The 15,544-nt window shown below is 48.4% G+C and carries 14 protein-coding genes; 5 read left to right on the top strand and 9 right to left on the bottom strand.

Annotated elements, in window-relative coordinates:
* Positions 1-573 precede the first annotated feature (573 nt).
* Positions 574-1,368 carry a GH12 family glycosyl hydrolase domain-containing protein gene (locus ACDE64_RS05080; RefSeq protein ID WP_411349206.1) on the top strand — a complete coding sequence of 265 codons (795 nt, stop codon included), beginning with the start codon at positions 574-576 and terminating at the stop codon, positions 1,366-1,368.
* A gap of 583 nt (positions 1,369-1,951) precedes the next feature.
* Complete coding sequence (locus ACDE64_RS05075; protein ID WP_411349205.1) at positions 1,952-3,151, top strand: acyltransferase; 1,200 nt, start codon at positions 1,952-1,954, stop codon at positions 3,149-3,151.
* A 239-nt stretch (positions 3,152-3,390) separates the two neighbouring features.
* On the opposite strand, the gene ACDE64_RS05070 is transcribed toward ACDE64_RS05075, so the two are convergent.
* The 8 genes from ACDE64_RS05070 to ACDE64_RS05035 all read right to left on the bottom strand — a co-directional run bounded on the left by ACDE64_RS05070 (position 3,391) and on the right by ACDE64_RS05035 (position 10,467).
* A complete protein-coding gene (locus tag ACDE64_RS05070; protein ID WP_411345413.1) occupies positions 3,391-5,127 on the bottom strand; it encodes a sensor histidine kinase in 1,737 nt (578 codons plus the stop codon).
* A 355-nt stretch (positions 5,128-5,482) separates the two neighbouring features.
* Positions 5,483-5,779, bottom strand: a complete 297-nt coding sequence (locus ACDE64_RS05065) for a hypothetical protein (RefSeq protein WP_411349204.1) — start codon at positions 5,777-5,779, stop codon at positions 5,483-5,485.
* 5 nt (positions 5,780-5,784) lie between these two features.
* On the bottom strand, positions 5,785-6,243 hold the full coding sequence (locus ACDE64_RS05060) for a cupin domain-containing protein (protein WP_367054157.1): 459 nt from the start codon (positions 6,241-6,243) through the stop codon (positions 5,785-5,787).
* Between the two features lie 48 nt (positions 6,244-6,291).
* The gene (locus ACDE64_RS05055; RefSeq protein ID WP_411349203.1) at positions 6,292-6,741 is read right to left on the bottom strand and encodes an OsmC family protein; all 450 of its coding nucleotides are present in this window, start codon (positions 6,739-6,741) and stop codon (positions 6,292-6,294) included.
* A gap of 135 nt (positions 6,742-6,876) precedes the next feature.
* The gene (locus ACDE64_RS05050; RefSeq protein ID WP_411349202.1) at positions 6,877-7,752 is read right to left on the bottom strand and encodes an ABC transporter permease; all 876 of its coding nucleotides are present in this window, start codon (positions 7,750-7,752) and stop codon (positions 6,877-6,879) included.
* Positions 7,752-8,726: an ABC transporter ATP-binding protein gene (locus ACDE64_RS05045; RefSeq protein WP_411349201.1), complete on the bottom strand. Its 975-nt coding sequence runs from the start codon at positions 8,724-8,726 to the stop codon at positions 7,752-7,754. Before ACDE64_RS05045 ends, ACDE64_RS05050 begins: the two co-directional genes overlap by 1 nt.
* Complete coding sequence (locus tag ACDE64_RS05040; RefSeq protein WP_411349200.1) at positions 8,723-9,928, bottom strand: hypothetical protein; 1,206 nt, start codon at positions 9,926-9,928, stop codon at positions 8,723-8,725. Before ACDE64_RS05040 ends, ACDE64_RS05045 begins: the two co-directional genes overlap by 4 nt.
* Positions 9,929-9,957: 29 nt before the next feature.
* Complete coding sequence (locus ACDE64_RS05035) at positions 9,958-10,467, bottom strand: sigma-70 family RNA polymerase sigma factor (RefSeq protein ID WP_411345407.1); 510 nt, start codon at positions 10,465-10,467, stop codon at positions 9,958-9,960.
* A 261-nt stretch (positions 10,468-10,728) separates the two neighbouring features.
* Between ACDE64_RS05035 and ACDE64_RS05030 the strand changes: the two genes are divergently transcribed.
* The 3 genes from ACDE64_RS05030 to ACDE64_RS05020 all read left to right on the top strand — a co-directional run bounded on the left by ACDE64_RS05030 (position 10,729) and on the right by ACDE64_RS05020 (position 13,135).
* On the top strand, positions 10,729-11,736 hold the full coding sequence (locus ACDE64_RS05030; protein WP_411349199.1) for a hypothetical protein: 1,008 nt from the start codon (positions 10,729-10,731) through the stop codon (positions 11,734-11,736).
* 97 nt (positions 11,737-11,833) lie between these two features.
* The gene (locus tag ACDE64_RS05025) at positions 11,834-12,076 is read left to right on the top strand and encodes an NHLP leader peptide family RiPP precursor (protein WP_411345405.1); all 243 of its coding nucleotides are present in this window, start codon (positions 11,834-11,836) and stop codon (positions 12,074-12,076) included.
* A 252-nt stretch (positions 12,077-12,328) separates the two neighbouring features.
* A complete protein-coding gene (locus tag ACDE64_RS05020; RefSeq protein ID WP_411349198.1) occupies positions 12,329-13,135 on the top strand; it encodes a helix-turn-helix domain-containing protein in 807 nt (268 codons plus the stop codon).
* 26 nt (positions 13,136-13,161) lie between these two features.
* Here the strand turns inward: ACDE64_RS05020 and ACDE64_RS05015 are convergent, their stop codons facing one another.
* Positions 13,162-15,495, bottom strand: coding sequence for a glycoside hydrolase family 32 protein (locus tag ACDE64_RS05015; protein WP_411349197.1), 2,334 nt, complete (start codon positions 15,493-15,495; stop codon positions 13,162-13,164).
* Between the last annotated feature and the right edge of the window lie 49 nt (positions 15,496-15,544).

The raw sequence follows: 15,544 nt of genomic DNA, 5'->3' as shown, positions 1-15,544 counted from the left end.
ATTCATCTGGATTCGTAAGTACAGCCGTGCTGCATCTGTAAGCACGACATGTGCAAACCACGTCATTTCCATAAAAAATAATCAGGCATCGAAGCGCACCTGATTATTTCCCTGCGGCATACCATTATAGAGATGCCCGCTTGTATAACTCCGCAGACTGAAGATTATGTCGTCCGTAGGAGGTTGGAAAATAAAAACTCGGAATATGCAATTGTCAAACAGCCATAATCATTGTTGTGCTGCACGTCGAAGGATTTACCATCGGTGCGTTGCTGAATATTCATTTGATTATCCCAGGTCATATTGTCCAACCTCCCCTCGTGTAAAAGTTGCTTTTATCATACTCGCGATTTTTTCCAACTGTCAAACATCCTTCATAAAAAAGAGTCTTTAGACCTACAAACCCCATGATTCGACAGCGATAACGTCTATTTTCTAAAGCACGCGTCAATACGTTGTCTGATGCTTTATTTTCCTATCTTCAGTTCATTATATTCATACAGCTTCTTCTGCTGTCAGATGGTAAAATATAGTCCGAAATCTGTAAAATTACAATTCGAAAGGAAGAAACCTATGTTCAAATCCATTTCCAAAAAAGCACGTCTGCTCCGTGTCCTGTTGTCCGTCGCTCTGTTGTCTGCTGCCATCGCTCCACTCAGCGCATCCGCTGCCGACTCATCCACAGCGTTCGCCAAGCTAAACTTTGCGAACAACAAATATTACATATTCAACAACGTCTGGGGTCAGGATAAAGTCCAAGGCTGGTGGCAAAACATCTACCACAACAGCGATTCCAACCTCGGCTGGGTATGGCACTGGCCAAGCACCACCTCTGATGTGAAAGCCTACCCATCCATCGTAAGCGGCTGGCACTGGACGGAAGGCTACACACCGGGCAGCGGCTTCCCAACCCGTCTGTCAGATAACAAAAACATCAACGCCACTGTTGGTTATTCGATCAAAGCATCGGGCACATACAACGCTGCCTATGATGTCTGGTTCCATAACACCAACAAAGCAAGCTGGGATTCCACTCCAACCGACGAAGTGATGATCTGGCTCAACAACACCAACGCAGGTCCCCTGGGCACCTACGTAGAGACCGTCAACATCGGCGGCAGCAGCTGGAAAGTTAACAAAGGCTGGCTCGATGCAGGCAGCGGCAAAGGCTGGAACGTCTTCTCCTTCGTCCGCACCTCCAACACAGCCGACGCTACCCTGAACGTCAAAAACTTTACCGACTACTTGGTAAACAACAAAAAATGGATGGCCAACACCAAATACGTCAGCAGCGTCGAATTCGGCACCGAAGTCTTCGGCGGCGACGGCCAAATCAACATCTCCAAATGGAGCGTCAACGTACAATAACGAAAACGATCCGCACTCCATCTATGTAACATACCAACTAACCATCGTATCACCCCAACCAACACCCCCAACAAACGTCCTTCGTCTAAAACAGACAAGGACGTTTGTTTTTATTGTCACAACCCCCATCGATATTATTACATCCACCCCACGTAAAAAAGATCATCATTCACATACACATTTTCAATCCCCCCCTCGCCCCTTCTCCCTTTTCTCTTTTCTCTTTTCTCTTTTCACTTCTCACTTTTCACTTCTCCCTCCCAAGCTCTCCACCACCAACATAAACTCATATCCCCATCTGCTTCCCTCCTCTCCCGAAAAAGGTGGACTTTTTCCCTCCTTGCACGGAGCGAAGGAAAGGGAATAAGGGGATAACGGCGCCTTTGGAGTCCAGGAATCTACCGCCCCTCCCATTTCGTAGATTCCTGGACTCCACCCAAGCCGTTTCCCCTTATCCCTTTCCGTAGCGTCCCCCGTCCACCCCCACCAAAAAAAGTCCACCTTTTTCACCCCCCATTCATATTTGAGTGTTACAATGTTTCACTAGTACAACTTTTTCGTTATTGATAACAGAGGTGACCCTATGACCAAAGATCGGATCGATGAATGGGCATTACTGCGCGGGATGTGTTTTCTTGCAGTTGTAATGCAGCATAGCATCGGCGAATATATTTACCGTAGTGATATTGTACCTGCGGACTCCATTATGCTTGGCATGCTGTATCATTTCACTCGCTTTGGCACGCTGACATTTGTTTTTCTGGCGGGTGCGATTTTATTTTACCAATATGGGCAGGGACGACCGTATCGACCAGTACTGCTCAAGCGGATTGGCGATATTTATGTGCCGTTTGTAATCTGGACGCTGATTTACTGGGTAACTGTTCAACTGGCAGATCATCAGCCAATCTGGCAAACAGGAAGCTGGCGGCTCCTGATTGAGCAGCTATTTGCGCCGACGAACGGATATCATCTCTGGTTCGTCATTATGATCTTTCAGTTTTATTTACTGTTCCCGGCGTTTCGCTGGTTGGTAATGCAATTTCGGGAAAAGGCGCTGGTTCAGCGTACCCCGGAGCAGCAGCGTAAGCGCGTGATTACGGTATTGGCGGTACTAGCAGTCCTGTATGGCTGGTTGATGTATCTATGCTATTATGTGTTCCCACAATGGACGCTGACCGGAATCGGACAGACATTGCTGGAACATCGGGTGAATGAGTTTCCGTTTTACTTTTTCTATTTTATTCTCGGTGCGGTATGTGGATCGGCCATTCAGACGTGGCGCGAAGTTGTGCTGAAGCTGCTGCCGTGGAGTACGCTTGTGTTCCTGATCATGTATATTTGGCTCGGCTATGATCTGCTCAAGCATTCCACTGATGTCATTAATCTCAATGTATCGACATATCTAAAGCCAACAACGTTCATTATTGTCGTATCACATATGCTGCTCATGTATGGACTGGCATTATTATTATCGCGGCAACATAATGTCATGGTACGATTTCTGAAATGGTGTGGACGGTATTCATTTGGCGGATACTTGTCACATGCACTAATTCTGGCAGGCGTAGCAAGCTTCACTCGTAAGCTGGATTTGACGGGATATCATCTGCCTTGGACATTGCTTAGCTTTGCGATTGTGGCGCCATCAGCGATTATTCTGACCAGTCTGTTATCCAAGCTGCCCGGCGGGCACTGGTTAACCGGATCGGCTGGCAAAAAGCGCAAATCATCTGCAACTTCTACAAGCACATCCAAACATATTCCGCAAAACGCCAAATAGCGGCACATTAGCATGACTGGCTATCTAGCTACTTAGATCGCAATCATCAGCAAGCTTGCATCGTCCTTATTTATAAAAAGAACACCCCATACACAGGAGAACATTCCCGTGCATGGGGTGTTTGGTATAACGATGATTATCATGTTGCCATCGCTATTATGTTGAATCGTATCCGTGTGAACATTACGAGATATGCCCAGCACAACATCTCAAATGATACCAAGCATACGACAGTCCGTTTACAGTGGCAAACGCACTGAAAATTCGGTCCATTCCTCGTCGCTATCCACCATAATGACCCCACGGTGCTTTTTCAGGATCTTGGACACGATTGCCAGACCGAGACCGGAGTTTTTGCGGTTCAATGGTTTGGTGCTGAATCCGGCTTCGAAGATCTGCTGTCTTAGCTTTTCGGGAATCGGGTTGCCATTGTTGCCGACGGTAAACGTTAATTGTTCACCACGGATACTCCCCGTTACTTTGACCAATTTGTCAGCATTCTCGGTTTCGGTTACAGCATCAAAGGCATTGTCGATCAGATTGCTGACGATCTTGACCAGCTCGGTCGATTTGACTGTACCGAATTGTACTGATTTCAGATTGGCAATCTCGTATTCAAATCGAATTTTGCGATCATACGCTTGCGTCATTTTCGCTTGAATCAACGCGGACATCGCTGGCAGATTGATGTTGATAATCTGGTTCATCGCGATCGACTCACCGACCAGCTCGGCGGTGTAGGCGGATAGATCGTCATACTTTTTCATTTTGACCAATAATTGAATCGTATTGACGTGATTATTGAAGTCATGTCGTTGCTCCTTGATCGAGTTGAACAGGGCATCGATATTTTCCAGATATACGTTCTGTACGCTTTGCGCCACTGCTTCGGTGCGGCGATTCAGCATAGCGATAACGGCGAGCACAATCGCAATAATGATAAACGTACACAGGATGATGGACAGCGAGATCAACAACAGCTGCTCGCTTAATCTTCCCTGTAGATCAGTCAAATCAGAGACTACCATAATGATTGCCGGATAGGTTAGCTCTACCGGGATAAAGGTTTTCAGTACCTGCTGACCATTGTAGGTTTCGGTAACCGAGATCAATTGTCCGGTACGATTCACCTGCCGGATATTATCGCGGTCAGTTGCGCTTTTGTACGAGTAATCATTATTGATCGTATTGTTCTCGTCATACCAGATTACACCATGCGAATTGTACTGATTCGACTGATCCAAAAAGATCGGTGGATTGAAAATAGAAATCCCCAGCGTCTGACGATTCGTTTCGCCATTTAGAATTTCGCGGATAATTGCTTCTACACCGGTATCCTTGCGGTATTCGCGAACCGATTCATCATCCGTATAGACATTAATCACGTAATCGGCAGAACCATCATAGTAAAAGCCCATTTTCTCACTACTCGTTACATCCGCATCTTCACTGGATATAAGCGGTGCCGCCCAGAAATTGGGCAGCTTCTGTCCAAGTTCAACATCCGGCTCCTGCCCACGTATGAGCTGCTTGACTGCTTTCAGCCAATCGGAACGCCAAGTGCTCCACCGGGACAGATCAGTTTCATCGGAAGAGCGAACCGGTACCACATTATCCCCTTGTTGCTGGAATAATGTAATCCGATCTACACCAATCTGTTTGCTTAGCGCCTTTAATTCATCGTCGGTAATGTTATCAAGTTGATTGCCAAGTGTAGATTGGACTGCCTGCGCTGCCATTCTGAGATTCTCACCGTTCAGATTCTCCACAAACTCTTCTCCGTTCTGAGACAGCTTGATCGATGAACGGATCTGTTCGGAGATGACGCGCATATTCTGTTCCTGTACAGAGATCAGGGCACTGCGTGACGTTAAGTAATAAATCGTATTCACAATGAGCAATACGACGGTCATAGCAATGAGAATATATACAGTGACCGGGATCGGTTTGGGCAACAGGCTCTTGCGCTGTTTCATATTGCAGTTTTACCCCCATTTATATCAGTACTTGCCTATGAGCATTCATATTTATGCATAGATAGATAAGTACATTAGCCATTTTGTCGACAAAGTTCGATTCTATTCTTCGATCATACCATGAACTGTGCCAGCCTACATCTGATTTCCAAAAAAATAATATGATATCGCTGAAAATTTCTATTAATTTCTGGAAAAGATGACTAATATTTATTGTACCGTAGCTCACTAAATAAATCCATATAGAAAGACCCCGCACGCATATGAATATGCCGTCCAGGGTCGAGTCCAATCACGTTTATACAATAATCTTGCATTCTTACTATTGTAGCATCCTGAAGCTGAATATAACGGGTTAACTTTCCAGACGATCGGCGCGCCATTCCAAATACTGATTTTCCAGCATCTCATGTAAACGCCGTTCGTATCTATCGCGCTCTGGCAGCCACTTCTGCGTCTCTTCATCCTCGAAAATCGTCCACAGATCGCTGAACAGATGCTCTTGCAATCCAACCGGTTGACCGGCTGTGCGTCCTTCTGCCCAGACCAACCCGGCATCACTGCGCAGAACGACGCGTATACCATCCATCGTTCGTGCCTTCTGCCCGATACGGATTGCCGACAATAGCTGACCTAGCGTGTACCAGGTCATAGTAATTAGCGCTCGATCAGCTTGAAATCGTCATAGTGGAAGCCTGGAGCTACTACACAGGAGACGAATACCGGCTCATCGCCGAGCGGACGTGCCATTTGCCATACACCGGCTGGAATGAGCACCTGTGGCAATTGCCCTGCTTCGATATCCAAACCGAGGATGAATTTCTCTCCTTCTTCCGGGCTGTCGCCTTTACCGCCAAGTGTCAATTCTAACGGGCTGCCGGAATGGATCAGCCACAGCTCGTCTGAATGCACAACATGCCAATCGGAAATCTCATCAGCATGCAGCAGGAAATAGATCGACGTTGCGGAGAAGCGTGGACCTGAATACTGCGGTGGCAAAATTTGCTGTGGAATTTCGAACGACGCTTTCCACATTTCACGATACCAGCCGCCTTCTTCATGCGGAGTCAGACCAAGTGCAGCAACGAGTGGAGATACAGGTAATTGAGTTTTCATACATAGACCTTCTTTCATGGAGTATAGGGATATATCGCGGATGTATCGTTATTCTGTAGTTGTATGAATATTCGGCTCGGTGGACAGCTGTACATTGCCTGCCAAGGCACGCGAGATCATGCACGATTGCTCGGCTTTGTGTGCCAGTAGTTCGGCTTTGTCCAAGTCCTGCGCCGTCGCACTGGCAGGCAGTACGATATGCGGACGATGAATAATTTCCTTATATGTGAAAATATTGTTCGTCACATCGACATTGCCCTGCGATTGCATCGTTAGTTGTTCCACTTCAATATTCGAACGTTCCAGCATCGCTGCCAGTGTAATGATATAACAGGTGGCTGCTGCGCCAAGTAGCATCTCGTCAGGGTTGGTTCCTGTGCCCGGTCCGCCCATCGGCTGCGGGATCGAGATTACTATATTCAGATTACCGGTGGAAATGGTGCCTTCGCTATTGCGTCCGCCTTTCCAGTCGGCATCCAGTATAAATTCGTGAATCATGATGAGGTCATCTCCTGTCTGTTCGTACAGGCATTAGTGTACCATATTCCATCGCAGGATGTGCAGTATATAGAAGAGTAGAACAAAGCAAAAACACCGCATACCCGCAGTTGTATCGGGAAGCAGTGTTTGGCTTTACAATTCTTTGCGCTGAAAGCGGCGCATGCCCCATACTAGCAACACTAACGCATACAAGATGGCATAGACGACAAAGCTCGTCGACACGACCTGCCCCAGCCCCATAGTCGAAGATAGCGAGGCGCCGACATCCACCAGCCCAGCGAGATCTTTCAGTCCGAGCATGACTGCCAGCATTTTGCGCTGAAGCGCATCGACAGGCATCAGCAGCGAGATAAGACCGGTAATATTGCTTAATGTCTGCTGTACATCCGGTTTCAATCCCATCATAGAAGTTACTTTTTCCACCATGCCGCCTAGCCAGCCTGCACCATATAGCATCGTCATGAATACGCCGTTACCGAGCGCGGAGAAGGCAGTTGAGCCGAGTAAACTGAGCGTAATCAGAATCGGTACGGTCAGCGCATATAACAAAAAGGATTGCAGATGAATTAGCCAGTTGCCGGGTACAATCGTATGCGTAGCAGTCACGATAACAATCGATACGTACAATACGAGCGCATACAGGACACCAAACGATACATAACCGAGCCAGCGACCTGCATACCATTTCCAGCGAGGAACCGGGCGAGTCAATGTCGCCTGCATAATACCGATCTCCGCTTCACCAGAAATCGCCGAAAAGGAACTGAATATAACGAGAAACGCCAAAATAAAGCTACCGAAGAAAAAGCCAAGTGTGAGCAGCATCGAACCTTGCGCATATCGCGCTACCAGATCGACCGCTCCTGTGTTTGACGCCACATTGTCGCCAGTCAATGTGCGAGCAATAAACCAGAATAGAATGAGAAATAGCACAGTCATGACCATCGTCATCAGCAGTACCTTTTTGCGCATCAGTTCTTTCCATGTCATTCCGATAATAATATTCATTACTGTTCCCCCCGGTGACTGAGTCCAGATACGGCTTCCATAAACCATTCTTCCAGCCGTTCCCGTACCGGATATACATGATACAGCGTCATACCCTGATTGACGATCAGCGTCGTGATCAGACCGACCTGCTGCTCATTATCAATCGCCGCTTCCAGCCAGATTTCGTCGCCCATACTGCCACCGTTACGTTCACCGGATGGCAGCGATTGTGCCGGATGGATCGGTACACCGCTCGTTTCGGTTAACCACGGCAAAATATCGGGAGTATAGCCCCCGATTTTGAATAGCCAGCGTGTCTGCGTATACAGTACTTCCTGTACTGTTCCGTGGCGCAAAATCTCGCCGTTGTTCAGCAGCGCAATCCGATCACAAATATTCTCCACTTCCTCCAGCAGATGCGAGTTCAGGAAAATGGTCTTGCCTTCCTGCTTCATTTCCCGCAGCAGATTACGTACATCCAGTCGACCGACCGGATCAAGCGCAGATGACGGCTCATCCAGAAACAAGATGGGTGGATCGGCGATAAGCGCGCAGGCGAGGCCGAGACGTTGCTGCATGCCTTTGGAATACTGCTTCACTCTGTCCTTGCCACGATTGCCAATCCCTACACGATCTAGCAATTCGGCTGTACGGCGCTGTGTCGTTGGTTTGTCCAATCCACACAAACGAGCGTGAAGTTGAACGACCTCTCTGCCGGTCAACCATTCCTGATATCGATACAGCTCCGGCACATAGCCAATATGCCGCTTGGCAGCAACAGTGCCGATCGCATCACCGAACAGAGTAGCCGATCCGCCTGTCGGTGCGATCAGACCGACTAGCATTTTCACCAGTGTACTTTTGCCAGCACCATTGGGACCGAGGAAGCCAAAGGCTTCCCCCTGTCCAACGGTAATCTGTACATTGCGACAGCCGCGTCCATTATCATATTGTTTGGTTAGATTATTGATATGAATAGCGGGTTGCGTCATGAGGCAGTCAATTCCTTCACTTTGGCAGCTACATCGCTTGAACCGGTAAATGCTTTGTCATTGCCACGCAGGGTGAACAGCTCGCCATCCTTGATCCAGTATGCGCTATATTCGGTTTGCGCTGTATTCATGTCCACATCGCCGTATTGCTGTGTTTGAATCACGACCGGAATATTGTTCACCTGTACACGTTCACTTGGCGCATTGGACAGAATCGGCAGTGGCAGTTCGCCTTTGAGAATTTTCTCTTTTTGCAGCATGTCTTTGACATCTTGCGGCATTAACGGCAGGTTGGAAATCGTCTCGAATACACGCGCTGCATCTACCCCTTCATCAAAGGTCACATTCGGTACATCCATCTGATCGAGGTTCATCCACACATCATCATTCTGCTCCAATGTATAGGAGATCGTTGCCGGCATAGTCAGGGTGATGAGTTTGCCGTTCATTTCTTCTGGCAACAGCATCGTACCGCCGAGACGGGTAATCGCACTATTCACCGCTTCGGTATTCAGCTTGTACGTTTCGGTATGGGACGGATTCACATAGACGCGATTTTGTTCTGGGGATAAAGCCGATTTTGGAATGGAGCTGTAGCCGAGCTTGCTCGTTGCTTCGTCAGCGGTATGCTCACCTTCATACGAACCATTCGATGAGGAAAAGACGCCAAAACGGTTGATGTCTTCGGAAGTCACACCTTTTTGCTGATACTGCGTGAGCATGTCGGAAATGCCTTCGTCGTTCACAGCGGTCAGCTCCTGCATACGGAATTGATTCAGCAGCGATGCCAGCGCATTATTACCAAATGGTGTTGCCAGCACGGCGCCAGCTACGACACACGCGGCAATGCCGGTTGTCCATTTGCGAGCTTTGCTGCTGAAGCGACGGGACTTGGTACGATTATGCTGCTCTGGTGCAGCGGGTGATGGATGATTCATAGTATTCAATCCTTTCGTGGTCGATGTAGTGGCTGTTTCCGGTACGGATGTTGCGGATGCGGATACAGCGTGATCACGTTCTGCCCATGCCTGCCAGCTGGGATGAGGCGTTTCGGCGGCAAGCAGGGTTTGCATTTTCATCCATGCCGCATCGGTTTCTGTCTGATCGGCAGCCGAGTTTGGCGTGGTAGTATCAATGGGGCGCTGCGGATGCTCGTGGCGATCGCCATGGTTGTTGTTGCCTTGCACAGGATGTCTAGTCACCTGCAAATTCCTCCTTTGTCTCTGTCTCCTCAGGTGGAGTTCAGCATTTTCTTGCGTAGTTTGTTCGTGGCGCGATGCAACAGGGTGCCTACGATTGGCGGTCTCAGTTGAAGTTGTTCCGCGATCTCGGAATAGCTATAGCCGGAATACTTCATCAACAGTGCCTGTCGGTCACGCTCGGGCAACTGATCTAGCAGTTGATGCACTTCCTCATGTTCCAGTTGACGGATCATCACATCCTCGCCATTGGATGGAGACGGCTGATTCAGATCGTAGTATTGCTCCTGCTTGTCCTGCAATCGGCGCTCACGCGCTTTTTTGTCCATATAGTCATAAGCGATGCGGGTCAGCACTCGGTGCAGCCAGGCGCCGATCACGTCGGGATTGTCGGGCGGATTGCGGTAGAGCCGCAAAAAGACCTCCTGCGCCAGATCGTCCGCCGCGGCATCATCACGTACCATCGCGTATAGTTTGCGTTTTACAGTCGGATAATGATCGTAAAAGATTTGTTTGAACTGTTCCGGTTCCGGGTTGTTCATCGATTGGAATGCTCCTTTCCGCTGCAGCTATAAGAAAGACGGGCAGGTTCAAATGTTTGTATCACTTATTCAAAAAAAATTATATGCCAGACCTCATTTCCATGCCTTGCGCCCTATGTAAAAAGTAAAAAATAGGGTTATGATGGGCTTAGATTCCAGCCGACAAATTTCCTCAATAAAAGCCAAAATACCCCCTTTATTCCTCTTTGGAATCCAATAATTGGCAAGTTATAATAAATAGATACAGAAAGGGGTGAGCCAATGGACTGGCTGGAGGATTTCAGGCCGCAAATCTATGAATTGTTTGCTGAAGCAGAGCAGCGGATTCACCGCTTCCCGGCACCGCTGAATGTTCTGGGACTTCATTACCTGTCCGGGTTTGATATTCGCAAACAGGGCAGCATCAAAAATTATATCTGTTATCTATTACCGTTCTGGTTGGAACGCACACTAACAATGCGACTGCATCATCTGTCACCGACATCGCTGCTTCCAGTAGCCAAGCTAGCAGCGCTGGGCAATGTGATGGGCATGCTGCACTTTTTCATTCAGGATGATCTGATGGATCGTCAGGATCGGCAATCTGATGGCATCGATCGCCAGCAGCTCGTGCCGCTCAGTCAGATGCTACACAGCGAGTTTCTGCTGATTTTATCACAGACGACTCATGATCAGGCGCGGTTGTGGGAATATTATCACCGGTTTGTTAGCGAATGGGCGAGTGCGGTGAGTCTGGAGCAGGAAAGCGATTATTTTGCACAGGATCGGCAGAAAATTGCTGGAAAAGCCAGTCCGCTCAAGCTGTCAGCAGCACTATTACTGCTGGAAGCACGATTGCCAGATCAATTACCAGTGCTGATGCAACAACTGGATGAAGTGCTGATCGCTCTACAAATGAACGATGATGCCGCAGACTGGCCGGAAGATCTGGCGGACGGTAATTACAATTGTTTGCTGTCATTGATTCGGCAGGAATTGTCGATCAAATCCACTTCCTCTACAGATGTTCCCATGTCGATAGCCGTGCCAGTTCTGACGGAACAACGAGTGCATCAGGCTATTTACGATCATCATATTCTTCGGCGCTATGCCGCCATCGCTGCCGACGGTTATCTGGCTGTCTCCCCTTCTTCTTCCATTCCATACTTGAACCATTTTCATGCGTATCTGATTCGCCAATTAAATCGAATGACAGAGCAAGTCGATCAGCACCGCAATTTGCTGATGCAACAAGGCAGTCTATGGTACCATGCTCGCATATCTCCTTAAAATAACAAGAAAAATATGACAAAAGATATGGATTTTAGGATTATTGCATGTTATAGTAATAGGAAAATATAACCATTTGAAGAAGGGAATGATGGGTATGTCCAGCCAAGCCATTTTTCACAATCAGGTGATTCAAAAAGCATGGGAAGACCCGGGATTTTTGGAGCTTTTGAAAACCAATCCCAAACAGGCATTGCAGGAAGTGATGGGCATTTCGTTTCCAGAGCATATCAAGCTGACGACCATTGAAGAAACACCAAGTGAGCTGTACCTGATCATTCCACCGAAACCTTCCGAAGTGGTTCCTTCCGCGCGCTTGAAACCGGAAGCTGCCTGGTAATCGTATTTTGAATTCTATTCTCCTAACATCGCATGAATCATAACGTTTGATGAATTCTATCCATAACGCACCATTGCATATGCAAAAAAGCGCAACCCGTAGTCGTTACGGATTGCGCTTTTTTTATATGACAGTGCGTCTTTTCTCCCTTGTGCGGCATTTGCAATTTGATTATCCTATTTATAAAAACGCTTACATTTCGCATATGAAGGTGTTGAGTCTGCCTGATTGATGGAGAAGGAGGTCGTTTGGATGAATACCGATTTTGTAATGGAGTATCATCATCTTCCCATATTATCCCCGCTGGATGCCGCAACCGGGACGCATCGCTGGACGTTAATCTATTTACCTTCCGCTGTTAGTACATCGGTAGCGACAGGTGGATCACGAATATATTTGATTCCGCCGGGGCAGGATGTGCACTGGGTACAACCGCTCCCTGGCAGAGCAGCTGGGGTATGCTGTCAGTTCCAAGCCTGTCCGCAATGGATCAGCTGGCTGCATCAATTGCAAACCCCGCATGCGGAACGACCGCTACTGATTCAGGATGGTCGATTATGTCAGGAACTGCAATATGTGCTGGAGCGATTGATGGAATACGGTGATCGCGCCGATCATCCGGGTTATCGTCAGCTGACATTTCATCTGCTTAGTGAAGTGTTGCTGCTGCTTGCCATGCACGCTGGAACGGATCATCAGCATTCCGATCCTCGCATTGAAGAGGTGCAGCAGTATTTGCAGCGCCATTATACAGAAGATATTCGCGTCGAGCAGCTTGCCCAGCTCGTCTGTCTGTCGCCTTCGCGCTTATCCCATCTATACAAGCAACATATAGGTGAGACGATTATGGATACGGTACTTCGGCTAAGACTGGAACAGGCACAACAGCTATTGTGCAGTACTTCCCGCTATATTGGCGAGATTGCTTATGAAGTTGGCTTCAATTCGCAGACGTATTTTACATGCAAATTCACCCGTCACTTCGGCATTAGCCCGTCGCTGTATCGCAGCAGCTTTTTCGCGCGGTCTGCGGAGGAGGAGCCTGCTTATTATTTGTGAAAATAAGCAGCACGTCCATGCTCATGTTATGGTCGCTGACTATCCCATACATTGCTCAATCGATTCACTTTTAACGATACAATCTGTACATTACCGCCGGTTGTATACAAGCTCATCTGGCGACTGGCGGCATCTGGGAATACGATACTGCTGAACACCGTTTGTCCGTTATTGGCAAATATTTCTACAGTCGAGCGATCCACCAATATACGCAATCGAATCACGCCATCGGTTGATGGCAATGTCGCTTGCTGACGGGTACGGAATAACGGTGAGAAGTTCGTAATGCCAGATTGCGAACGGTCGATGAATAGCTGCTGATCTGCTGCCGTATAGCCGACCTCGGTAAACTGTGTACCGTCACCATTTGCCAACAAACGGAAGCCAAACGATGATGCCGGTTGCTGTTGTGGCAAGCGTATCTCTGCCTCAATCTCGTAACTAGCAGAAGATAGACCAGCTAACAGATTGGGGCTGTCCGGGGTCAGCTCTGTCGCTTGCGTTTGCCATAATGGGGTGCGCAGTGTGTTCAATTGCTGCACTGGCTGCTGGGATAGACGATATCCGCTTGGTGTTGATACTAACGTCAGTTGACGGGGAATCGTCAGTACGCCTTTCCAATCGCCGGTCGGCTGGTCAAATGCGTAATCCCAATTGGTCATCCATGCCATAACGATGCGCTGCTGCTGTGGCAATCCGGCAAATGACATGGAAGCGTAAAATTCCTTGCCCCAATCTGTCTTCAGCACCGTACCAACAGGATTATCATTAATAAATTTGCCATCCGCACGCAGTTGACCGACAAAATATTCCGCGTCCGAGCCTTCTGTATTGGGATTGGCACCGGTGCTGATCATTAGCACCCATTTGACCGTGCCATCTGCCGCCTGCAACGGAAACAGATCCGGGCATTCCCACACACCGCCACGAATATAATTGCCATATCCAAAATTGTCCGTTAATGTCCAATCGAGCAGATTATTCGATACAAACAAGCGCACATGATCACCGCCGGATACGACCATCACCCAGCGATTGTTCGCATCATCACGCACAATCTTCGGATCGCGAAAATCCCATCCACCCGGTTCTGTCGCACTTTTACCCGGATTATCAATCACAACTGGACGGTCGGTCGGATACCGCCACGTACGCCCGTGATCTGAACTGTAAGCGATTCCAATTTTCTGATTGCCATTATGTTGCGTTGGTGTATAGGACGTATAATACGCGATCAAGCCGCTGCCTTCTGCCGTTCCGTCAAACAAACCGGAGACATTGTGCTCATCAGCGATAATAGAGCCTGACCAGATATGTCCGAGCTGATTCCATTCCAGCGCAAAGGGCAGATTTTTCCAATGTAGCAGATCGGTACTAACTGCATGCGCCCAGCGTCCGCCGTCCTGATGAAATACATGATACTCGCCATCATAATACACCAATCCATTCGGATCGCTCGCCCAGCCGCGTAGCGCGGAATAATGATATGCCGGACGATAATCCTCGCCGTAAAATTGCTGCCCGGTCATCCGATACGTATCCTGAAATGAAGCCGCACCGCTTTGTACGATAATACCCGCCATATCTGCGTCCGCGCCATCGGTCAGCTGCTCGGTATCAAGCGCCGGTTGTGCATAGCCATCTACATACAGCTGCATATGATGATCCTGCACATGCAGCTCCAGCCGATGCTTCACGCCGGATTCGCTAGGATAACTGTGCTGCGATTGCTGAATGATAGTGCCATCAGACTGCTGCAAGCGGACAGTGATGCGATTGCCATTACGAACAACAATCACTTCATATCCCTGCTGTCCTTGTTCATCGGTACGAAATACAAGCCCTGCCTGCATCGGTGACGGTGTTTGTTGCTGCGTCTCTGACTGATCGTCCACTGGCATCAGATCGGTCATCAGTACCATGTCTTTGCCTGTTGGCTGGGCGTATAGTTTCATACTGCCCTGTTCTCCTGCTGATACTGTTCCCCTCATTCCGCGCCGATCCAGCGCCCAGACTGCATCGCCTACTGTATATTCATTGGTCAAATTCTGATTCCATGTTGCTGTTTCGCCTTCGGCGGCAATCGCTGCCGCCAGTACCGATGGATGAGTGGTCATAGTTGCGCCCTCTCCTGACTGCGATGTGTCTGCCGCCTGCGCCGTGGCACTTAGCCAATTGTACAGACAGACAACAAGCAACAATGCACCCCATCTACGCAGCAAGATTGGATAGTGATGATTTCCAACGTTCCTGTGCTGCTTGCGCATCGTATGATTGTGTTGCATTCCATTACTATTGCCTGTATTCGGGCTTCTATCGCTCATGTTGCACTGGGATGTGACGACCTGTTCGCTATTCAAATTCCCGCCTCCTTGAAGCGTCATGTATTGGTCTGTACATTCTTGTCAT

This window comes from Paenibacillus sp. WLX2291 (assembly GCF_046603665.1).
In the GTDB taxonomy this organism is placed as follows: Bacteria; Bacillota; Bacilli; order Paenibacillales; family Paenibacillaceae; genus Saccharibacillus.
The sequence above is the reverse complement of the archived record's forward strand: the minus strand, read 5'-3'. Positions and strand labels throughout refer to the sequence as shown.